The 22,909-nt window shown below is 36.9% G+C and carries 21 protein-coding genes and 3 riboswitches; of the genes, 19 read left to right on the forward strand and 2 right to left on the reverse strand.

Features of this window, described 5'->3' with window-relative positions; all coding sequences use genetic code 11:
• Positions 1-64: 64 nt before the first annotated feature.
• From FJQ98_RS13255 to FJQ98_RS13310, 12 genes are all read left to right on the forward strand, one after another.
• A complete protein-coding gene (locus tag FJQ98_RS13255) occupies positions 65-430 on the forward strand; it encodes a DUF2089 domain-containing protein (protein WP_053596654.1) in 366 nt (121 codons plus the stop codon).
• A 13-nt stretch (positions 431-443) separates the two neighbouring features.
• Positions 444-833: an SHOCT-like domain-containing protein gene (locus FJQ98_RS13260; RefSeq protein WP_053596655.1), complete on the forward strand. Its 390-nt coding sequence runs from the start codon at positions 444-446 to the stop codon at positions 831-833.
• 10 nt (positions 834-843) lie between these two features.
• Complete coding sequence (locus FJQ98_RS13265; protein ID WP_053596682.1) at positions 844-1,125, forward strand: hypothetical protein; 282 nt, start codon at positions 844-846, stop codon at positions 1,123-1,125.
• Between the two features lie 251 nt (positions 1,126-1,376).
• A complete protein-coding gene (locus FJQ98_RS13270; RefSeq protein WP_053596656.1) occupies positions 1,377-1,826 on the forward strand; it encodes a CPBP family intramembrane glutamic endopeptidase in 450 nt (149 codons plus the stop codon).
• A gap of 708 nt (positions 1,827-2,534) precedes the next feature.
• Complete coding sequence (locus tag FJQ98_RS13275) at positions 2,535-3,053, forward strand: RNA polymerase sigma factor (RefSeq protein WP_053596657.1); 519 nt, start codon at positions 2,535-2,537, stop codon at positions 3,051-3,053.
• Entirely contained in the window at positions 3,050-4,063 is a 1,014-nt protein-coding gene (locus FJQ98_RS13280; protein ID WP_053596658.1) for a DUF4179 domain-containing protein, read from the forward strand. Before FJQ98_RS13275 ends, FJQ98_RS13280 begins: the two co-directional genes overlap by 4 nt.
• Positions 4,064-4,355: 292 nt before the next feature.
• A riboswitch (cobalamin riboswitch) is annotated at positions 4,356-4,534 on the forward strand.
• 174 nt (positions 4,535-4,708) lie between these two features.
• Positions 4,709-7,006, forward strand: coding sequence for a 5-methyltetrahydropteroyltriglutamate--homocysteine S-methyltransferase (metE, locus tag FJQ98_RS13285; RefSeq protein ID WP_053596659.1), 2,298 nt, complete (start codon positions 4,709-4,711; stop codon positions 7,004-7,006).
• A 166-nt stretch (positions 7,007-7,172) separates the two neighbouring features.
• Positions 7,173-7,365, forward strand: a riboswitch (cobalamin riboswitch).
• 151 nt (positions 7,366-7,516) lie between these two features.
• On the forward strand, positions 7,517-9,133 hold the full coding sequence (gene nikA, locus FJQ98_RS13290; RefSeq protein WP_075807330.1) for a nickel ABC transporter substrate-binding protein: 1,617 nt from the start codon (positions 7,517-7,519) through the stop codon (positions 9,131-9,133).
• 71 nt (positions 9,134-9,204) lie between these two features.
• Complete coding sequence (nikB, locus tag FJQ98_RS13295; protein ID WP_075807331.1) at positions 9,205-10,158, forward strand: nickel ABC transporter permease; 954 nt, start codon at positions 9,205-9,207, stop codon at positions 10,156-10,158.
• A gap of 1 nt (position 10,159) precedes the next feature.
• The gene (locus tag FJQ98_RS13300; RefSeq protein WP_053596660.1) at positions 10,160-10,972 is read left to right on the forward strand and encodes an ABC transporter permease subunit; all 813 of its coding nucleotides are present in this window, start codon (positions 10,160-10,162) and stop codon (positions 10,970-10,972) included.
• A gap of 9 nt (positions 10,973-10,981) precedes the next feature.
• Positions 10,982-11,755, forward strand: a complete 774-nt coding sequence (locus tag FJQ98_RS13305; RefSeq protein ID WP_053596661.1) for an ABC transporter ATP-binding protein — start codon at positions 10,982-10,984, stop codon at positions 11,753-11,755.
• A gap of 12 nt (positions 11,756-11,767) precedes the next feature.
• The gene (locus tag FJQ98_RS13310) at positions 11,768-12,577 is read left to right on the forward strand and encodes an ABC transporter ATP-binding protein (RefSeq protein WP_053596662.1); all 810 of its coding nucleotides are present in this window, start codon (positions 11,768-11,770) and stop codon (positions 12,575-12,577) included.
• 212 nt (positions 12,578-12,789) lie between these two features.
• On the opposite strand, the gene FJQ98_RS13315 is transcribed toward FJQ98_RS13310, so the two are convergent.
• Positions 12,790-13,269: an NUDIX hydrolase gene (locus tag FJQ98_RS13315; RefSeq protein WP_053596663.1), complete on the reverse strand. Its 480-nt coding sequence runs from the start codon at positions 13,267-13,269 to the stop codon at positions 12,790-12,792.
• 245 nt (positions 13,270-13,514) lie between these two features.
• A riboswitch (cobalamin riboswitch) is annotated at positions 13,515-13,709 on the forward strand.
• A gap of 192 nt (positions 13,710-13,901) precedes the next feature.
• Here FJQ98_RS13315 and mmgD point away from each other — a divergent pair.
• The 7 genes from mmgD to FJQ98_RS27565 all read left to right on the forward strand — a co-directional run bounded on the left by mmgD (position 13,902) and on the right by FJQ98_RS27565 (position 21,463).
• Positions 13,902-15,023, forward strand: coding sequence for a citrate synthase (gene mmgD / locus FJQ98_RS13320; protein WP_053596664.1), 1,122 nt, complete (start codon positions 13,902-13,904; stop codon positions 15,021-15,023).
• 98 nt (positions 15,024-15,121) lie between these two features.
• Positions 15,122-16,558, forward strand: a complete 1,437-nt coding sequence (gene prpD / locus FJQ98_RS13325; RefSeq protein WP_053596665.1) for a 2-methylcitrate dehydratase — start codon at positions 15,122-15,124, stop codon at positions 16,556-16,558.
• Between the two features lie 19 nt (positions 16,559-16,577).
• Positions 16,578-17,495, forward strand: a complete 918-nt coding sequence (gene prpB / locus FJQ98_RS13330; protein ID WP_053596666.1) for a methylisocitrate lyase — start codon at positions 16,578-16,580, stop codon at positions 17,493-17,495.
• Positions 17,496-17,562: 67 nt separating this feature from the next.
• Positions 17,563-19,242 (forward strand): acyl-CoA dehydrogenase family protein, encoded by a 1,680-nt coding sequence (locus FJQ98_RS13335; RefSeq protein ID WP_053596667.1) that lies wholly within the window; start codon positions 17,563-17,565, stop codon positions 19,240-19,242.
• A gap of 27 nt (positions 19,243-19,269) precedes the next feature.
• A complete protein-coding gene (locus tag FJQ98_RS13340; protein WP_053596668.1) occupies positions 19,270-20,055 on the forward strand; it encodes an enoyl-CoA hydratase-related protein in 786 nt (261 codons plus the stop codon).
• A gap of 14 nt (positions 20,056-20,069) precedes the next feature.
• Positions 20,070-21,134 (forward strand): enoyl-CoA hydratase/isomerase family protein, encoded by a 1,065-nt coding sequence (locus FJQ98_RS13345; protein ID WP_201406464.1) that lies wholly within the window; start codon positions 20,070-20,072, stop codon positions 21,132-21,134.
• A gap of 167 nt (positions 21,135-21,301) precedes the next feature.
• Entirely contained in the window at positions 21,302-21,463 is a 162-nt protein-coding gene (locus tag FJQ98_RS27565) for a VOC family protein (protein ID WP_425492652.1), read from the forward strand.
• 198 nt (positions 21,464-21,661) lie between these two features.
• Here FJQ98_RS27565 and FJQ98_RS13350 read toward each other — a convergent pair whose 3' ends face one another.
• Positions 21,662-22,567, reverse strand: a complete 906-nt coding sequence (locus FJQ98_RS13350) for a C40 family peptidase (protein ID WP_053596670.1) — start codon at positions 22,565-22,567, stop codon at positions 21,662-21,664.
• Positions 22,568-22,909 lie beyond the last annotated feature (342 nt).

Consider the following 22,909-nt stretch of genomic DNA (forward strand, 5'->3'; position numbering starts at 1 on the left):
ATGTTATTTATATTTTTAATTTCTTGTTGTATAATCGAATCAACTAAAAGAAAGGAATGTCATTATGGCTTATAAAGTAATCACAAATTGTCCTGTCTGCAGTAAAACATTGAAAATTACAAAGTTGCAGTGCTCTCATTGTCACACGACGATTGAAAATGAGTTCGAATTATCTAAGCTGGCATCCTTATCAAAGGATCAGCTTCATTTTGTGGAAGTATTTTTAACATGCAGAGGGAATATCAAAGAAGTTGAAAAGGAACTAGGGATTTCGTATCCAACAGTTCGAGGCAAGCTAACAGACATCATTTCATCCCTTGGATATATACAGAAGAAGAAAAATGAAGTAGACGAGAAAAAAATTGTCACTATGTTGGAAAATGGCGAAATCACAACAGAAGAAGCCATTAAACTTTTAAAAGAGGAATAAGGAGGAATATATCATGAAAGAGGAAATCTCAAGAGTGTTAACAATGGTTCAAGAAGGTAAGATTGATGCAGATAAGGCATCCGAACTGATTCAAGTATTAAAAGAGAAAGCAGAAACAGATGATAATCTTTTAGAAAAACCGACTAAATATTTAGATAAAACTTTAAAAATTCGTGTTGTATCAGCCGAAAATGATAACGTTACGGTCAATTTGCCTTTAAAGCTTGTCAAGGTTGTATTAATGGCTGGACACAGCATCGCAGCGAGTATTCCTCAATCAGAAAAATACGTTAAAGATATTGACATAAACCTTATAATAGAAGCAATCGAAAACGAATTAGATGGCCAAATTGTAGATATTAAATCGGCAAATGGGGATACCGTTTCGGTCATCATTGATTAGTGATTGGCTTATGATGCATGTAAAAGTGAAAGCAAAAGACATTCGGTTTACCATCCCGATTCCATATGCTATTTTAAACATTGTTATTTCAATTTTGTCTTCAAAATTTATTCAGCAAAATGCAAACAAATGGACAAAAGAGCACTTCGAAAGAAAAAAACTGGACTTTACCTTTCCACTAATAGACAAAGAAACGCTAAAGCCTATGGTTAAGGAACTGAAAAATTATAAAGGGCTCGTGCTAGTAGATGTCAAAGCTAAGGACGGTACTGAGGTTAAGGTTAGATTATAATTTATTATAGAAAATTTTTTGATGTAAGATACTTCACTATACAAAAAATATTATTTGTATCTGTTATTTAAAAGTTCTTGCCTATGTACGATTTAGATTAGGATTACTTTTATCTATTCCTGTACTAGTTTTTGTCGTATTGAATGCATTAGGTGTTGAACTTAATAATTTGATGAAAGCAAGTATGCAAGCAAGCTTATCTTTTAGCAGTAATATCTACAATAGTTGCAGTTACATTTGAAGAGATACTAATGCGAGGTATTTTATTAAATGGATTCATAAAAGCTTGGATTCATAAAACGAATATGATTTGGTTATCAGTTATTGGGTCCAGCATGTTATTCTCAATCGCACATGCTGGAAATATGCTTGCTGGACAAGCGGTTGATGCAACTATGCAACAATTATTGGATACAACAGGTATGGGGTTCTTTTTTGCTGCTATATATTTAAGAACGAACAATTTATTAATTCCAATTATAGCGCATTTTGTAGTAAATATAGTCTCTGAGTTACAAGTATTAGGTGTTGATTTGACGCAAGTTGTGAATGAGAGTACACAGGAAACAAATAATTTAGTAGAGTTTATAGTTATTGGAACGGCATCGTTAATTTTAATAACTTCCTCATTTATTTACTTACGAAAAAAGAAATCTGCTGAAGTCTTAGGTCGTATAAAAGGGGATTATTCGTTTAAATAATACTCATTATCGTTTAATGTAGATTTGTCTACTATTCATAAAAATTATTCATAAGAATGACAAACTTAGCTGATTGTTACAGAATCAAAATACATGTTCGTTGAAGATAAATACATATATTTGTTGATTTTAAAACGGGAATACAAAAAGAATCGGGCAATATAAAGTGTGGCCACTAAAAATATTTTGAATTAAAGAATATGATGCTTTATGTAAAGCTTTTAGACATATTAAAGGGATCCCTTCAGAAGAATGCGGATTAACAATGTTAAGGAAATTACGAAAAAACAAGAGCAAACACATCATTAGTGTTTGCTCTTGTTTTTTAATCCTTCCTTTGTTCGGTGGACAATCCAATATCTTTTAAACTAACTGAATGTGTGATATGAATGTATCAAATTATTTAATGCTAAGTAACTTGATATCTCTTTCTTCAAAATAAACGACGAATTCAATCTTCCGTACTTCTAGCTAAATGAGAGAAACTTTAAACAATAATTAAATCCCCAGGTATCAATTTATCCTTCAAACGATTCAACTATTATTGTCGCGTACTCACACGTGCATAGCCAAATTGGATATTTGCGGTGCATCTCGCCTTTGTAGTCGGACCTACGTAAACTGGAATTATAAAACATTTAAATTCTATGCAACTATTTACTATTCAAAAAACTCTAACGGTGTGTAAAGAAAGAAGAGGTGTTAAAAATGGAATCTGAATTTCTAGTGAAAAAAGCGCAAAAAGGAGATGGAGAAGCGTTTATACAATTAGTTAGGCAATACGAATTGATTCTTTATCGTACAGCAAAGAGATTAGGTCTAACAGATGAAGATATAGCAGATTTATTGCAAGAGACGGTATTAACTGCATTTGAAAAAATAGGCACTTTAAAAGAGGTAAAATATTTTAATACGTGGCTTTGCCGCATCTTATTGAACAATTGTTATCGCTTTATGAAGCAGCATAAGCAGGTTGTACCGCTCGATTCGGAGACACTAAATGCATTGGCACATCAAGATAATTTATCAATAGAGCTTGATGATGCGTTGAATAGCTTAGATGAAAATTATCGTATTGCGTTAACACTTTATTATGTGAGTGGGCTAACAACAAAGGAAATCAGCGAATTTCTTCATGAACCCGAAGGCACTATTAAATCGAGAATTTCGAGAGCAAAACAGCATTTGAAAAACAACTATTATGTTGAGGAGGCGCAACCGCAATGAAAAAAAATGTAGAGGAACGTATACTGCAGGAAATGAATAAAGAGCAAGAACTACCGCAATCGATTCGAATGGCTTTTGATCAATCCTATGAACTAATTAATCAGCAATCCAAGAAAAAAACTCGATTATCATGGCTAAAAGCTATATCAGCAGCAGTAGCGACAATTGCATTAACTTCAAGTGTCTTGCTAACAAATGATTCGGCATTAGCAACATTAAAAGCCTTTTTTGGATTTGATGATCCCGGGTTAGAGGTTGCAGGTGATAATGGGGATGTGCAATATGTAGGACAAACACAACAATCAGAAAATATCACTATTGCACTCGAGCATTTATTTGCAGATGCTTATCGACTAGGCCTGCAGTTAAATATTCAATCTGAAAATATCGAAATGGACAATTTGTATTATATGAGCGTGGAATATCGGCTCTATAATGCACAAGGCGTCGAAATAGATGCCCTTGTGTCGGATACGAAGACAATAGAAGGACCAGGAATGTATACGGGCTACCAATTCCAATTAGAAAATATAAAAAATAATGCCACAACACTGGAAATGCTGGCGGAGTCTACTACAACAGCTGTTCCCCCTTTAGATGGTGCAAAATTAGTCATTGAAGAGGTGCATTTTGTAAACAAAGAAGGAGGGATTATTTCAGTAGATGGAGAATGGGCATTTGATTTACAGCCTGCCACTGTTGAAACACAGGTCTTTGTAGCGCAAAACGAGGTGACAGGTCTTGAATTACAGCAAGCTATGTTATCAAACGGTTCAATGTATATTTCCTTTACAATTAACCGTAATATTGAAGATGAAAATTATATTTTCGATACAGCACTACTAACTAGCAATAATGAAGCGTTCTATGCAAATGGTGCAAATGTTGAACGTACGAATGAATATACTACTATTAATTTAGTTTTCCCATACAGCATATGGAATGAACAGCAATCTCTTTCATTAGCTGTGAAGGGCTATGAAAAATTAAGATTAGTGAAGAAAGAATAATTTGATATTTCTTTTTTAACCAACTGCAAAGACTAGTTATTTAGAGGTATGGTCAATAATGTCCTAGCTTGTGGAGATTCATTCCTATAACCAATACCAAAACATGATTATGATAGTGTTCAGATAAATCGCTATGAACCATTGGGGATGAATACGGGTTTAGTTTAGTCATACTTATGTTCATAGCGATTCCATTTATAGTAATCCAATCAGATTAGAACAAATAAAGCGATGATTAGTTTAAAAATAATTTCTACTATTCTGAAATGTATGTTATAGTAGGAGCATAATTGAATATTGTGTAAGACTTGGTGCCAAATGAGAGTTTGGCTTAAAAGGGAAGTCGGTGAAAATCCGACGCTGTCCCGCAACTGTAATTCGGAGCAAATCACAAATGCCACTGGGAAACTGGGAAGGCTGTGAGGCGTGTTGATGAGAAGCCAGGAGACCTGCCAATTTCTAGTACACACCAAATACCTACGTGGAATAGGTGGTGAAAAGTGACCAAATAGGCACTGTGCGATAACAAATGATTTATGCGAAAGTATATACTTTTTTCGTATTGTTTTAGCATAATAATTTTAACATGCAGCCATTTTCCGAGCAGGAGATGGCTTTTTATTTTTTTCTAAAAAGGAGATTGACATGACCTATACAAGCACACTCATTGGTTACCCGTATATAGGGGAAGATCGCGAATGGAAAAAAGCATTAGAAGCATTTTGGCGCAACGAACTTTCTGAAGAGGACTTTGAGGAAAGATTAAAGAAAATCCGTTTATCTAGAATTGATAAGCAGCTACAACTTGACATCGATATGGTGACAATTGGCGATTTTACGTATTACGATAGAATGTTAGATACGGCATTGATGTTTGGTCTAATCCCAAAACGCTTTAACTGGCAAGGAGGGAAAGTTGATTTACCTACCTACTACAGCGTAGCAAGAGGAAATAAAACAGCCGTAGCTAGTGAGATGACAAAATGGTTTAATACAAACTATCACTATATTGTTCCTGAGTATGAGGGACAAGCCTTGCAACTAACAGAAAATAAAGTGTTAGCCGATTTTTTAGAGGCGAAGGAAGCGTACGGTATTATTGCGAAGCCGACATTGATTGGTCCCTATACATTTTGCAAGTTAACGAAAGGCTACAGCAAATTCACACAAGTTGAATACTTATTAGCCTTATTACCGCTCTATACGCAGGTATTAAAAGAATTAGTGGAGGCAGGGGCAAATTGGATTCAACTAGAAGAGCCGTCCCTTGTCACAACCCTTGATGCAGCAGAGATCAAGCTTGTGCAAGAGATTTACGACCAGTTAGCCGTTGCCGTTCCAGAGGCTAAGATCATGCTACAAACTTATTTTGAAGCATTATGCGCTTATGAAACATTGATTTCATTACCTGTACAAGGATTTGGTCTAGACTTTGTTCATGGCTATAAAGGAAATATGGCGTCACTTCGTCAATATGGTTTCCCTCAGGATAAAGTATTGGCAATCGGAGTTGTAAATGGACGTGATATTTGGCGTTCCAATCTAGCGGAGGTCAATGCTACGATTCAGGCGATTGAGCATTTAAGTAATGCAGCGGAGCTATGGATTCAACCATCCAGTAATCTACAACACGTACCCATTACAACTGCTCTTGAAAATGAGATTGACCCTGTTCTAAAGCACGCATTGGCCTTCGCAGATGAAAAAATCGTAGAAATTATAGAGCTGACTACATGTAGACGAGATAAAGAAGGTACCTTACAACACAATTTTTCAGAAAGTATGAAGGCGATTGAGGCTCTAAAAAATCATCCAATCCGTCAAAACAAGATGGTCCATCAAACAGTTCAAACTGTGACAACGCAAGATTTTGAACGACATAGTGAATTTACTCAACGTCAAAAGCTGCAGCAGCAAGCGTTAGCGTTACCGCTATTTCCAACGACAACAATCGGAAGCTTCCCGCAATCTGATGAGGTGAAAAGGAATCGTAATGCTTGGCGTAAAAAACAATTATCGAATGAAGCCTACGAAGCATTTATAGAGCAGGAAACAAAACGCTGGATTACGATACAAGAAGAACTAGATATCGATGTACTAGTTCATGGTGAATTTGAGCGTACAGACATGGTCGAATACTTTGGTGAAAAGCTGACTGGTTTTGCATTTACAGAAAAAGCATGGGTCGTTTCCTATGGATCACGCTGTGTCAAGCCACCGATCATTTATGGAGATGTTGCATGGGCTTCACCAATTACTGTAATAGAGTCAGCCTATGCCCAAAGCTTAACAATGCGCTTTGTAAAAGGCATGCTGACGGGGCCAGTGACGATATTAAATTGGTCCTTTGTGCGAGACGATTTGTCACGTAAAGATGTCGCTTATCAAATTGCATTAGCACTTCGTAAAGAGGTTGAAGCACTAGAAAAAGCAGGTATTTCGATTATTCAAGTGGATGAGCCAGCTCTAAGAGAAGGTTTACCGCTCCGAAAAGAAGAATGGGGTGCTTACTTAGATTGGGCTGTCAATTCGTTCAAGCTTGCTACTTCTAGTGTCAAAGATGAAACACAAATCCATACACATATGTGTTACTGCGAATTTAACGATTTCATTGAACCAATTAGCGCGCTAGATGCAGATGTTATTTCCATTGAAACATCACGAAGTCATGGAGAGCTTATCTCTTCACTTCAAGTGAATCCATATACAAAAGGGATTGGTTTAGGCGTATATGATATTCATAGTCCTCGTGTACCGAGCGACGAAGAAATGCTAACTATTATGAGAGATAGTTTGCAGGTGCTTGATCGCCATCAATTTTGGGTGAACCCAGACTGTGGGTTAAAAACAAGAAAAGAAACAGAAACCGTTGCGGCTTTAGCTAATATGGTTGCTGCAACGAAAACATTGCGCCAGGAAGTACAACAATCTATCTCGAGATAACGAAATCATTTTTTAAAATCTACTACAACTACTACATCTTCTCTCCGAAATACACCAAAGACCAGGTAAGTACCTGGTCTTTGGTGTTTCATTCTTCCGAGATTTTTATTATATTCAGAAAATAAAATTGACGTGAACAATCGAGCATGTTATGTTTATTACTAATTTCATAGCAATCATTACAAGTTTGAGTGAAAAAGCCTTTCATTCAATTAAAAGGAAAATGGGTGTAAATCCCATGCTGTCCCGCAGCTGTAAATGAGGAGTTTTGTTTCAAATACCACTGAGTGATTACTTGGGAAGGTGAAGCAAAATCATGATTCATGAGCCAGAATGCCTGCTTGTAAGAAGATTCATTAATGATCTACGAAAGATAGGGAGATGGATGGAGACTTACTCATTGTATGTTTTTCTGTCCTTATTCTTTTTTTAGAATAAGGTTTTTTTATGCCTTCTCTTCATCTACAAGTAGATTCATTTTGTACCACGAATAGAGATAGGAGACAGAAAATGAGATTGACAAAGTATTTACTTCCTTTCATGCTTGTGTTGACTTTCAGTGTACTTGCTGGCTGTACAAGCAAGGATCAAAAAAAGGGAGAAACAGCAACACAGCAAACAGATGAAAAAATGATAACGATTGGATGGCCATTAGATGTCGGCCCATTGAACCCCCATACATATTTGCCTAATCAAATGACCGCACAAGCAATGGTCTATGAATCCTTGGTGGAATACAACGATGATGGAACTGTTACCCCAAAACTAGCAGAAAGTTGGGACATCTCAGAAGATAAAACTACTTATACTTTTCATTTAAGAAAAGATGTTACGTATTCAGATGGAACAGCTTTTAATGCAGATAATGTGATTCGTAACTTCGATGCCGTCTTAGCGAATCGGGAAATGCATTCTTGGATGGGTATGGTCAACCATATGAAAGAGGTTGTGAAAGTGGATGATTTTACAATTCGTTTGCAATTGGATGAACCTTATTATCCTGTCTTAAACGAGCTTGCCTTCGTAAGACCATTTCGTTTTTTAGCGGATAATGGATTCCCAGCAGGAGATGCAACGCAAAATTCTATCAAAGTATCTATTGGAACAGGTCCATGGGTATTAACCGAATACAAAAAAGATGAGTATGCTTTATTTAGTCGCAACGAAAACTATTGGGGCGAAAAACCTCTCGAAGAACAAATAAAAATTAAAGTTATCCCTGATTCAGAATCTATATCGTTGGCATTTGAAAACGAAGAATTAGATTTAATTTATGGTCGTGGCATCATTAGTTTAGATAACTATACGTATTTAAAAGATAGTGGGAAATACAAAACTGCTACCTCTGAACCTTTATCTACGAAAGCGTTACTATTCAATACTCAGTCAGGTCCGTTAGCCGAATTAAAGGTACGTCAAGCCGTTCAATATGCCATCAATAAGGAACAAATGGTTGACAGTATTACACATGGTACAGAAAAAGTGGCTAATACACTATTTTGGGACGCAATTCCTTATGCCAATATTGATTTAGCGCCAATCTTGTATAATCCAGAAAAAGCGCAACAGTTGCTAGATGAAGCAGGATGGACGTTACAGAAGGGCGAAAAAATTCGTTCGAAAAACGGGCAACCCTTATCATTAGATTTGATCTACATTGCAACAGATGCGATCCAAAAGCCAATGGCGGAATTAATGCAAGGTGAACTAGCGAAAATAGGGGTACAGCTGAATTTAGAAGGCGCAGATGTGATGGTGGGTCTTCAAAAATTAATGGATGATCAGGTGGATATTAATTTCTGGCGAACAAATGGACCACCAACAGATCCACATAGCTTTGCGAATGAATCAGCTACACCAAACGCTAGTGGTGTTTATGAAGCGAAATTAGGCTTACCAAATGCCAAAGAAATCGATAATAAAATACATCAATTATTAATTGGTACAGATGAAGAGGAACGAGTGCAACTTTACACGGATATTTTAACAGTGTTCCATGACGAAGCACTATTCTATCCTATATCTTACGAAACAAATAATGTGATTTATCATCCATATATGAAGGATTTTGCGCCACGTGCATCTGAATATGATATTCCCTATGCACAAATGGATAAAGAAAAATAAGAGTAGAAGAGAGAGTATGTCTAGCAAAGACATCTCTCTCTTTATCATAGGATTGAGTAGGAAGTGACAGCATGTATGAATCGACATGGATGTTTTGTTTAAAAAGAATTTTGACTTTGCCGTTTGTCTTACTAGGAGTTTCCATCCTAACCTTTGTATTTATTCGTTTCGTTCCAGTAGAGCCTGCTGAGGTCATGCTGCGATTGGCAAGAGTTGCCCCAACCGAGGAAGCCATTCAGGCATTACGTGAAGAACTTGGAACGGACAAACCTTTTCTTATTCAATACTTGCTATGGGGAAAAGGGGTTTTACAGCTAGATTTTGGTACATCTTTTGTTAGTAAATTACCAGTGGCACAAGAGCTATTTGCGAAATTACCCGCAACCATTGAATTAGCTCTTGCTGCATTTGTCCTCATTTTAGGATTCAGTATACCATTAGGGATTATTAGTGCATTGTCTAAGCATTCCATCATCGATAAAATCATTAGATTCTTTAGCATATTGAGTGTATCGATTCCAACATTTTGGTTAGGTTTTTTACTACTCTATCTATTTAGCTTGAAATTAGGTATTTTTCCAACAAACGGAAAGGGAACGCTAGCTCATCTAGTTTTACCTGCGCTTGCATTAGCCTTACCTTCAATTGGACTGTTCGTTCAGTTTATCCGTTCAACTATCATTGAAGAGTTACAGCAGCATTATGTTCAATATGCTCAGCTAAGAGGATTAAAAAACTCTGTTATCCTCATACGTCATGTTCTGAGAAATGCTGCTATACCATTGACTTCCTTGTTAGGTATGACACTTGGTAATTTACTAGGTGGTGCAGTGATTGTGGAACAGGTTTTTAGTTGGCCAGGACTCGGTAGGTATTTAATAGAATCCATTATGAACAGGGATTACCCAGTTGTACAATCCTATGTATTGATTATTGCTGTCATCTATGTGCTTGCAAATTTAGGCACAGATGTATTGCATCGTCTATTGGATCCTCATCTTATGATGAAGGACAGGAGAGATTAAAGTGAGCCTAGTACGAAAAGAAAGTGTAAATGTTAAAGGATTATTTAGTCTAACGATCCTTGTGGTCATTGGCTTGCTAGGACTGTTTGCGCCAATTTTAATGCCCCATGACCCTTTAGCAGTCGATATATCAAAGAAATTTTTAGGCCCTTCAATGGACTATCCATTAGGTACAGATCATTTAGGAAGATGTGTCTTGTCACGGATGCTTTTAGGTATTCGTTATTCATTAGGATCAGCACTCGTCATTCAAATAGTTGCCATTGTGTTAGCTATCCTACTCGGTGCTTTTGTTGCGCTAAAAAGAGGCATAATAGATTTCCTATTTATTCGAATATGTGATATTTTATTAGCTTTTCCTACGCTTGTACTTGCATTTGGACTTTTAGGTGTATTAGGCCCTAGCTTAAAAAATGTCTTAATAGCCCTTATTTTTACACAGCTTATTTATTATTCAAGAATGATCCGAAGTTTATTTATTGGGATGAATGAAAAAGACTTTATTCAAGCTGCAAGGATTACTGGCACTACAGGATTCAAATTAATTATACGTCATTATATTCCCAATATATTGCCACCTATTGTCACAATTGTTGCATTAGATGTGGGGAAGGTGATTTTAGAAATTGCAGGCTTTTCCTTTATTGGACTTGGCGTGCAGGCACCCATCCCAGAATGGGGCATGATGGTGAATGAAGGAAAACAATACATCCGTCAGCATCCTGAATTAATGCTTTATCCTGGACTTGCTATCGTCCTTGTAGTGCTATTATTGAATCATTTGGCAAGTAGTTTCAAGAAGCTTGACCAGTAAGGGGTAATTATGGAGAAAGTTTTAGAAGTGAAAGACTTAACGGTAAAAATCGGCGAGAAAAATGTATTGAGCTCTATCAATATGACAGCCTATAAAGGGCGTGTCTTAGGAATTATAGGGGAAAGTGGTAGTGGAAAGACTATGCTTTGCCACGCCATCATGCAAACATTACCGTCTTTAGCACAGGTTACACAAGGTGAAGTCCTCTACCAGCAAGAAAATTTATTGAATGTTTCAGTTGCTAAATTGAGAACTTATCGTGGTCGGCATCTTTCGATGATTTTGCAAAACCCATCTACTGCCTTCGATCGTATTCAAACGATTGAAAGCCATTTTCGAGAAACATTAAAAGCGCACTTTAAGCTGACAAAAAAAGAAATGAGACAGATTGCCCTTGATGCCATGCATAAAGTCCATTTACCTAATCCAGAGCAGCTTTTGCACTATTATCCTTTCCAATTAAGTGGAGGAATGCTACAGCGAGTGATGATTGCTTTGTCATTGGCGATACAAGCTTCTCTATACATTGCAGATGAGCCAACGACAGCTCTTGATACAGTCAATCAAAAACAAGTATTAACACTATTTGATCGTATTCGCTCAGAAACAGATGCTGCTATTATTCTTGTGACTCATGATCTAGGTGTCATTGCTGAACTAGCTGACGATGTGGCCGTGATGTATCAAGGAGAAATTATTGAGCAAGCGAATGTCTATGATTTTTTTGATGCGCCTCAGCATCCCTATACAAAGAAACTTTTACAATCAAGAATTATGTTTTAGAGGTGAAAAAGTATGACGCTGCTAGAAGTAAAAAATATTGAGAAGCATTATGCTCAAAGACCGTTCATATTCAAACGAGGACAGGAAACTCCTGTATTACAGAAAGTAACATTTTCACTTCAGGAGGGCGAATGTTTAGGAATCGTCGGTCAAAGTGGTTCAGGGAAAAGTACATTAGGACGCATTATTTTAGGAATTGAGCGACCAACAAACGGTGAGGTTCTCTTTCAAGGCATCAATCTTTACAATGCAACCAACAAGCACAAAAAAATGATACGTAGAGATTTACAGGCCGTTTTTCAAAATAGCTATCATTCATTTAATCCGGAGCAGACGATTTTTGAGATACTAGAAGAACCGTTCCTTAATTTCGAGCATTTCAGCAAATCAGAGAGACAACATAAAGTAAGGGAATTACTAGACTGTGTGGAGTTAGAGAGTACAATGGCTCAAAACTATCCTTCGCAGCTAAGTGGAGGACAACAGCAACGTGTCAACATCGCTAGAGCTCTTGCGTTAAACCCAAAATTGATTGTATTAGATGAAGCCATTAGTAGTCTTGATATGATATTACAGAAACATATCATCCAGTTACTTCAAACACTTCAAAAAGACCTGCAGCTTGCTTACATTTTCATTTCTCATGATTTACAAGCAACACGCTTTTTGTCAGACCGAATACTCGTGATGCAGCATGGCCAGTTAGTAGAGGAGATTGGGAAAGATGGTGCATACCAACATCCAGCTTCTCAGGAACTATACAATGCAATCTTGCCATTGCATCCGCGAGAAAGAAATAATAAAAATAAAGGATTTTTATAATCCTGAGTGGATTGACTTACTTGATATTCACACTATTAATGGTTGAAAAAAATAAAAGTAAATCTAATAACTTAAAAATGGAACATCAAAATTGTACGTATATTAGGTATTCATTTTGACTATCTCAGATTGTGAAATTAAAAAGTGGACATAGCTATTTTGGGAATTTTAACCCCCATCCTAATTTGGAATGGGGGATTATTGTTGTTAAATTAATACTTAGCAAAAGAACTTCCTAAATCCCACATTTTGTCCTCTAGATTGTCTAATAACGTTTTTGTTCTCTTCTCAAGATTTTCTGGAAGCTCGTTTTTACTGAAATATGTAAGGTTCAAACTCTCGCCATCCTTCATTTCCAATACACCTCTTACATTTTTAGCTACATAAAGATGAATGACTGTATAGATTTCATCCCCATTTGAATATTGGAAATAATAATCTGGTCCTGAAAAAACACCGATCAAGTCAAATTCATTGGCCACAAGTCCTGTTTCTTCATGGAGCTCACGAGCAGCAACTTCTTCTAAAGTTTCATTTAGTTCCATTGAGCCTCCAGGTAATCCCCAATCTAACGTATCCGAACGATGTTGAAAGAGAATTTTCTTATCATCGTTGACCACAAGAATTGTCGCCCCAATGCTTATAATCGGTCTACTACCGATGAGTTTCCTTAATTCTGAAATATACCCCATATTTGCCCCCTAATATTTGTCATAAAAAACTATTCGCCTTTCCTAAATAAAAAACCTCTTTTTTTATAATCATTGAAAATGGCTTCCTTGGTATTGATAAACAATCTTTTTTTATACAAAATATTGCTAAAAAATGTAGAATAGTTCATCAAAAATGAAAAATAGCTTTTTACAATCAGTCTTTTCTGAATTTTACCTATATTGATTGTTTTGAAAACTCTATGTTAAGGTGAAAAGACAAATTGAATATGCTAAATTTTGGTGGTTCAAATGGGTTTGGTTCCATTTGATTAAAAGGGAAGTTGGTGAGAGTCCAACACTGTCCCGCAACTGTATTTAGGAGTTCGATAACAAGGCCACTGTTTTGGTTGTCAAAATGGGAAGGGGTTATTGTAGCGTTGATCATAAGTCAGGAGACCTGCCGCTAATGTAAGCATCAATTGACCTACGAGGATAGGGAGGTGTTAGCTACTGCATGATCTTTGTGAATTCACGTAAATTCACTGTTTCTTTGCTCTGTCATGCTTTTGTAGATTAACAACTTCTAAAGGGGTAGAAGTTGTTTTTTTGTTGTTCTTTCGTGTTTGAATGGTAACGCTTACATGAATAATTACACAAAGGGGTTGTAATGAATGGAGTTAAATTATTCACCAGGTCTTGATGGAATCATTGCCGCTGAAACAAAGCTATCTTTTTTAGACACTGTAGGAAGTCAAATTGTTATTCGAGGGTTTGATTTGATTGAATTATCACAGAGATATTCGTATTTGGATATTGTCTACTTATTGTTACATGGGGAAATACCAATTACCGAGCAACGAAATGACTTACAGGACAAGTTGAAATCTAATTATCAGGTTCCACTTGAAATTTTTCAAATTTTCAAGTTATTGCCCAATGGGACACATGCTATGGATGGACTCAGAACGGGGATTTCGGTTTTAGCAGGCTATGATCAGCAAATGAATGATCGTTCTACTGAAAAGAATTTGGGGCGAGCATATAGGCTTTTAGGTAGTATGCCTAATATTGTAGCGAATAGTTATCGTGTATTAAATGGTCAAGATGTCGTGGAGCCTGATAGCAAGCTTTCCTATAGTGCCAATTTTTATTACATGATTACCGGAAGAAAACCAACTTCGTTAGAAGAAGAAATTTTTGATCAGTCACTCGTTTTATATAGTGAACATGAGATGCCAAATTCAACGTTTACCGCGCGTGTTATTGCCTCTACACAATCTGATTTGTATGGTGCTTTAACTGGGGCTGTCGCATCATTGAAAGGTAATTTACATGGTGGGGCAAACGAGGCAGTAATGTATATGCTTCTTGAAGCCAAGACAGTAGAAGGCTTTGAGACATTGCTGAAAAATAAACTACAAAATAAAGAAAAGATTATGGGCTTTGGCCATCGTGTCTATATGAAAAAGATGGACCCAAGAGCGCAAATTATGAAAGAGGCTTTATATAAATTATGTTTGGAGCAAGGTGATGATCGCTTATATCACATGTGTGAAGCTGGTGAAAAAGTAATGGTACAGGAAAAAGGATTGTACCCAAATTTAGATTATTATGCGGCACCAGTGTACTACATGCTTGGTTTGCCGATTGAAATATATACACCAATCTTCTTTGGCTCACGAACGATCGGCTTATGTGCTCATGTAATTGAGCAGCATGACAATAATCGATTATTTAGACCTCGCGTCCATTATATTGGCGAGCGTCATAACCTTGAAGAATTATCGGTATAATCAAGTTTTAACAACTCGCCATAGAGCTGATGGGCATTCTGACCAATGTCTATCAGTATACTAGTATAGCAAATTCATGCATTGAAAGGAAGATATAGATGATTAAAACAAATGAAATTTCTAAGACAGATCAGTTACTAACTGATCTTGCCGATTACGTATTAAATACAACGATTACAAGTGAAGAAGCATATGAAACTGCACGTTATGTTTTATTAGATACATTAGGCTGTGGCATTTTGGCTTTACAGTATCCAGAATGTACGAAACTTCTTGGACCAGTTGTACCGGGTACGGTTGTTCCAAATGGCACACGTGTTCCAGGAACTTCCTATGTCCTCGATCCAGTGAAAGGCGCTTTTAATATTGGCTGCATGATTCGTTGGTTAGATTACAACGACACATGGCTTGCAGCTGAATGGGGACACCCTTCTGATAATTTAGGTGGCATATTAGCAGTTGCGGATTACTTGAGTCGTGTACGTATTGCTGAAGGCAAAGAGCCTCTTACAATAAAAGAAGTTTTAGAAATGATGATTAAAGCACATGAAATTCAAGGTGTACTAGCACTAGAAAATAGTCTGAATCGTGTTGGTTTAGATCACGTATTATATGTCAAAATTGCGACAACAGCGGTTGTGACAAAGGCATTAGGTGGAACGCGTCAAGAAATTATCAACGCATTATCAAATGCTTGGATTGATAATTCAAGTTTACGAACATACCGCCACGCCCCGAATACAGGATCGAGAAAATCATGGGCTGCAGGAGATGCGACAAGTAGGGCCGTGCAATTAGCCATGATGGCTGTAAAAGGTGAAATGGGTTATGCAACCGCCTTATCAGCACCAGGCTGGGGCTTCCAAGACGTGCTCTTTAATAAAAAAGAATTAAAGCTCGCAAGACCACTTGCTTCATATGTGATGGAGAATGTTCTTTTCAAAGTTTCTTTCCCAGCTGAATTTCATGCGCAAACTGCTGCAGAATGCGCAGTGCATTTACATCATGAAGTGAAAAATCGTTTAGATGATATTGAAAAAGTTGTCATTACGACACATGAATCAGCTATTCGCATCATCGATAAAGAGGGCCCACTAAATAATCCAGCTGACCGTGACCATTGTATTCAATACATTACAGCAATTGGGCTGATTTATGGTGATATTATTGCAGACCATTATGAAGATGATGTAGCAGCAGATCCACGTATAGATACACTAAGAAATAAAATGGTTGTTGTTGAAGAACCACAATATACAATCGATTACTTAGATCCAGAGAAGCGCTCTATCGCCAACGCTGTTCAAATTTATTATCAAGATGGGACATCATCAGAATTAGTAGAGTGTGAATATCCTTTAGGACATCGTTTCCGTCGTGATGAAGCATTCCCTAAAATCATTGATAAATTCCAACAAAATATGAGTACACATTTTTCACAAAAACAAGTAAATAAAATAAATGAAATCTGTTCTAATAAAAAGCTTGTTGAAAATAGCTATGTTCATGAATTTGTAGATTTATTCGTTTACTAATAGATGGGAGGTTTTGTAGATGGCGTGGATTGTAAATGAAGCTATTTCACAAGAAAAATTAGCTGAACAATTTAGAGCGTATATTGCACGTAGAGATATTTTACAAATACCAGGTGCACATGATGCAATGGCTGGCTTAATGGCCAAAAAAGTAGGCTTTGAGGCACTATATTTATCCGGAGCTGCCTACACAGCGAGTAGAGGCTTACCTGATTTAGGTATAATTTATTCGAATGAAGTAGCAAATCGCGCTAAAGACATTATTCGAGCTACAAATTTGCCTATGCTAGTGGACATTGATACTGGTTTTGGTGGTGTATTAAATGTTGCACGTACAGCTCGCGAAATGGTAGAGGCAGGGGTTGCAGCCGTGCAGTTAGAAGATCAAAATTTACCGAAAAAATGTGGACATTTGAATGGAAAAACACTTGTTTCTCAAGATGAAATGGTTCAAAAAATAAAAATGATGAAACAAATTGCACCCTCATTAGTCATTATAGCTCGTACAGATGCAAGATCTGTAGAAAGTTTAGAACAGGCGATTACACGAGCAAAGGCTTATGTAATCGCTGGGGCTGATGCTATTTTTCCAGAAGCCCTACAAAATGAAAAAGAGTTTAAACAATTTGCAAGTGAAGTAGAAGCTCCGTTATTAGCAAATATGACTGAATTTGGTCAAACGCCTTATTATACCGCGAAGGAGTTTGAAAAAATGGGCTATGCTATGGTCATTTATCCCGTTACATCAATGAGAGTAGCAGCAAAAGCATATGAACGAGTATTTAAACTGATAAAAAATACAGGAACCCAAAAAGAAGCTATTGAGGATATGCAATCTAGAAAAGAATTATATGAAGCTATTTCCTATTATAGATTCGAAGATTTAGATACTGAGCTAGCTAAAACTATCTTACCTAAAGAGGAAATCAAGGGATAACTCGCATTTTTCTACTTTCATTTCGAATATATCACTCACACTAATTAGCTATTCAGGGAGGGCTAGTATGGATAAAATAGAGGACCAGATGACAACTGAAGAAAGAATGGCTAATCTCTTTTCACCTGAAGACTTCCATGATGAGGAATTGCTCATTGGAAAAACGGCAGAAATGTTCATTAAACAGGAGGTTTCACCTAATATTCCATCTATTGAGCAACACCAGCATGAAGTAACCCGTAAATTATTTCAAAGGGCAGGGAATCTCGGTTTACTTGCCATTGAGGTACCTGAAGCTTATGGGGGACTTGAACTAACTAAGAAAATTTCAGGACTTGTTGCTGAAAAAATGGGTTTTGGTGGCTCATTTAGTGTCTCTTATAATATTCACGTAGGAGTTGGCACATTGCCTTATGTGTATTTTGGAGATGAGCAGCAAAAACAAGAATACTTACCAAAGCTGACATCCGGTGAATGGATTGGGGCCTATGCACTGACAGAATCAGATGCAGGCTCAGATGCTCTTCATCCAAAAACGAATGCTGTCTTGAATGAGGATGGTTCGGCCTGGGTATTGAATGGTGAAAAACAATGGATTACGAATGCGCGGCTGGCTGATGTTTTTGTCGTCTTTGCCAAAACAAACGAAGGAATGACGGCATTCATTGTAGAGCGTACCTTTCAAGGTGTATCTGTAGGACCTGAAGAAGAAAAGATGGGAATTAAAGGATCCTCTACTGCCACACTTATTCTTGAGGACGTAGAAGTGCCAAAGAAAAATATTCTTGGCGATGTTGGGAAAGGCCATAAGGTTGCGATGAATATTCTTAATATGGCACGTCTTAAATTGGCTTTTTCAAACATCGGGACATCAAAGCAGGCACTTCAGCTCGCTGTTAATTACGGGAAAGAACGCAAACAATTCAATACATCTTTAGTCAATTTCACAATGATACAGGAAAAGCTGGCCAACATGGCTATTGCGATTTATGGTGCAGAAAGTGCTGCTTATCGTACAGCGGGAGAAATGGATGATGCCATTGATTCAGCTGATAAAGTTATGCTCGTAAATAAAATATCGGACTTCGCTATGGAATGCGCGCTAAATAAAGTCAATTGCTCAGAAATGCTAGGGAAAATTGTGGATGAAGCGGTTCAAATACATGGCGGATATGGATACATGCAAGATTATGAAGTGGAACGACTATACCGTGACGCAAGAATTAGTCGTATTTTTGAAGGAACAAATGAAATTAATCGATTAACGATTTCCAAAATCTTATTAAACAGATATGCCAAAGCAGCTACTTCAAATAATGCTTCAACAGCTGATCAGCCATTAGAAAGAAATCATCAATACATTCAGCTTTCCAAGTATTTATTACAAATAGCATTAACAGCCATTTCAAATGCGCATATTAATATAGAACATGAACAGGAATATATGCGTCTGCTGGCTGATATGGTCAAGGTTATTTATGTGATGGAATCATCCTTGTTAAGGACGGAAAAGGCAGGAAATGAAAAAATAAAGCGCTTGATGACAGATATATTGTGTGAAGAAGGTTACCGAAGAATGGAAGAGTTTGTAGTCGAAATCATCTCTGCTACAGAAACAACTGAACAAAAACGAAGATTATGGCTGGACGAAATCCGACACTTGTCCATACCGATCTATCAAAATCTCTTTATGTTAAAAAGAGAGATTGCGAAAAATATCATAGATAATCCAAAATCTATTATCTAAAAAATAGATGTAATAAGGAGGAAAAAAATGATAGCTACATTTGCAAATATCAGTAAAGAAGGTTCCATCACAATCGTCAATTTGGATCATCCACCAGCAAATACATTGTCATCAGCATGTATTGAAAATCTACGTTTCATTTTTCAAGAGCTGTCGGTGGATGAAGAAACAAACGCCATTATTCTTACAGGTTCAGGTCGATTTTTCGCAGCAGGTGCGGATATTAAGGAATTTGTTGCTGCCTTCGGAAAGCAAGAGGACGCATTGAAAATGGCCGAAGCAGGACAAGCCTTATGCGACGAAATTGAGTCCATGAAAAAGCCTGTCATTGCTGCCATTAATGGTCCTGCCCTTGGTGGTGGGCTTGAACTTGCATTGGGCTGCCATTTCAGGATTGCTTCAGATAATGCGATTCTAGGCTTACCCGAATTAAAGCTCGGGCTACTGCCAACGTTTGGAGGCACACAGCGGCTTAGCAGAATCACAAGTCAGGCAAAGGCCCTACAATTAATTTTAACAAGCCAACAATTAAGCGCTGACGAGGCACTACAACTTGGCATTATTCAAATGGTAACAGAACCGACAGAGCTTTTAACAACAGCAAAGGCTATTGCTCAATCTTTTATCGAAGGAAAAAGTATGACAAGTGTATCACGTACAATTGAGTGTGTGATTCAAGGAATGAGAGAAGATTTTCAAACAGGGCTTGAAAGGGAGCGCACAAAATTTGCTGAACTGTTTTTAACGGATGATGCCAAAGAAGGGGTTCAGGCATTTATAGAAAAAAGACAACCGCGATTCAAACATTCTTAAAGGAGGTAAAGAGCATGGATAACGAAGTATTATTTTCGGTCAGTGATGGTGGGGTCGCATTTATTACGCTTAATCGCCCAAAAGCTTTAAATTCGCTTTCCTATGAAATGCTAAAGCCTATAGGTGAGAAATTAAAAGAATGGCAAACAAATGACCAAATCCATGTCATCGTTCTAAAAGGTGAAGGTGAGAAAGGATTTTGTGCTGGAGGTGATATCAAAACGCTTTATAAGGCACGTTCTAGTCAGGAAGCGTTTGAAAAAGCCGAAAATCTTTTTGAGGAAGAATATAAGGTTGATATGGCCATCTATCGTTTTCCAAAACCGATTATTGCCTGCCTGGACGGCATAGTTATGGGAGGTGGAGTAGGCTTAACCTATGGTGCAAGCCACCGAATCATTACAGAACGTACTAAATGGGCGATGCCGGAAATGAATATTGGATTCTTTCCAGATGTGGGAGCGGCCCATTTCTTAAATAAAGCTCCTGGATTTATAGGGCGTTACTTAGCCTTAACCGCATCAGTTATCCAGGCTCCAGATGTTCTCTTTGCAAATGCTGCTGATAGTTACATGGATAGTGATAAACTATCTGAATTCCTTGCACGTGTTGAACAGACGGAGTGGCATGGGCTAGATGTAAATGTGATTTTAAATCAGCTCTTAACTGCTTATGCTAGTCATCCAGTAAAGAATGGGAAACTTTCCGCTCTTCAAAACGAGATTGATAAACATTTCTCAAAGGATACGGTGGAAGAGATTTTAGAGTCATTAGAGAAGGATCCAAGCGAATTTGCATCGGAAACAAAGCAACTGCTTCTGTCTAAATCACCATCTTCATTAAAAATTACATTAAAGCAGCTAACAGACGGAAAAGAAAAAACACTAGAAGAATGCTTTGCCACTGATCTTCTATTGGCGAAAAAATTTTTGAGACATGATGACTTTTTTGAAGGTGTACGTTCCGTCGTGATTGATAAGGATCGAAATCCACAGTATATCTATAAAACAGTAGTTGATTTTACAGATGAGGATATAAAAAAGTTTTTTCAAGATAGTGGTGTTAAAGTAAATAAATAATATAAAAAAACGAGTACGGTACTTTTTTTGGTAACCTGTACTCGTTTTAAGTTTTTTTAGCTTTGGAAGGGTGATAATTATCGTTTAAAGTATGTTGAACAATTATTTTAATGAAACAAAGGGATATTTTGGCTTTTATAGACAACCTATCAAATTGTTAATGAGAAGTGAAACTATTGGAAGTTACGCAAGAACAAAAGTCGTTATTCGGTAGAATTGGGTATCTCTGTTTACCAGCTAATAATATCGATGAAACAATTGAATGGTACCAAAATAAGCTTGGATTTAAGCTTAAAGTACCAGGTTTCAGGATGATAGTGGTTATGTAGCCGTATTAACTTAGTATCTTAACACTACTTGTCCAAAAATAATCAAACAACCTGAATAGTTTTTAAGTCAGTACAATTAGTACTGGCTTTTTTATACGTATAGTGATTGGAAGTAGGGGGAGTATGAAATGATTTTCCTAGAAGCAAAAGAACGAAAAAAAGGCATCTCATCCATAGATGAGACACCTTTTCTTGAAATTATTGAGCTACTCGTTGGATAAAGGCATCTAAATGTACTAGTGTGACATTGTCGTTCACCCCGAAAGTATTGTCACCTTTACCAACCGTAATTTTATTGGAAGCGAGAATGGATACATAATTGTAAGCCCAATGCGTACTTGGAACATCAACGAATTGTAGTGCTGCTCCTTGTTGTTTTAAATGGAATGCTTCCACTAAAACTTTCGATAATTGACCACGTGTCATCGGAGAACCTGGATTGAATTTTCCATTTTCATCCCCCGTAAAAACGCCGATTTTTTTTAGTGCTTCCGCTGCACCCGCATATTTAGACGCTGGTGTTATATCAGGAAAACTTGAATTGGTGTTACTAGTATCTAAATTTAACTGCTTAGCTAGTTTAAGAGCTACCTCTCCACGCGATGCATAAACGCTAAAGTCGATTTCAGCATCTTTTACTTCTCCTTCAGTGAAGTTTGCTATGCGTTTTGCCCCTACGTAACGAGATCCCCAGTAATAGGGATCATTGATTTTATCGATTTTAACCCCAGAACTTGTAGTAGCTGAAATAAAATTGCTGTCCCCTATGTATATGCCAACATGGGAAATACCGCTTCCCGAAGTATTAAAAAATACAAGATCACCAGTCTTCAACTGATCTTTAGCAATCGAAGTACCTTGCTGATATTGAGCTGTAGATGTACGTTCTAGTGAAATCCCTAACTTAGAAAATACGATTTGTGTATATGCTGAACAATCTACACCTGTCTTAATATCTGTTCCTCCATATTGATAAGGAACACCTATATATGCTTTTGCTGTATTTGTTATATCTGCTATTGTTGCCGCTTTCGCTTCATGAACACCCATGCCTGTGAAGAACATAAACGATGCGAAAATAGGTAGTAACCATTTTTTCTTCAATTAAATCTTACTCCTTTCAAAAAGCTTTCGCCTTTTAATAAAGTAAGAATAGCATGAAACAAGCATGAGTTATTTTTCAATCATATTACCGACATATTACCGATTACCGTTAATCAGCAAAATTGAAATCTTAATTTTAAATGTGTAAAACTTCTGCAATAATCATGGGCAATTTTACTAAAAAAAATTTAAATAATTGGATATAGAGGAGTTAAAAGGGGTAATTAAGAGGTTTCATCCAATTGAAAAACCGTTATTTATTTTTAAGTGATTCCCTTTTATAAACAGAAGAAGGAACAAATAGGTAATAGAGGAATACACGAAAGTAGATATTCTTAATAA

The sequence above is a fragment of the Lysinibacillus agricola genome, from assembly GCF_016638705.1.
Taxonomy (GTDB): Bacteria; Bacillota; Bacilli; order Bacillales_A; family Planococcaceae; genus Lysinibacillus; species Lysinibacillus agricola.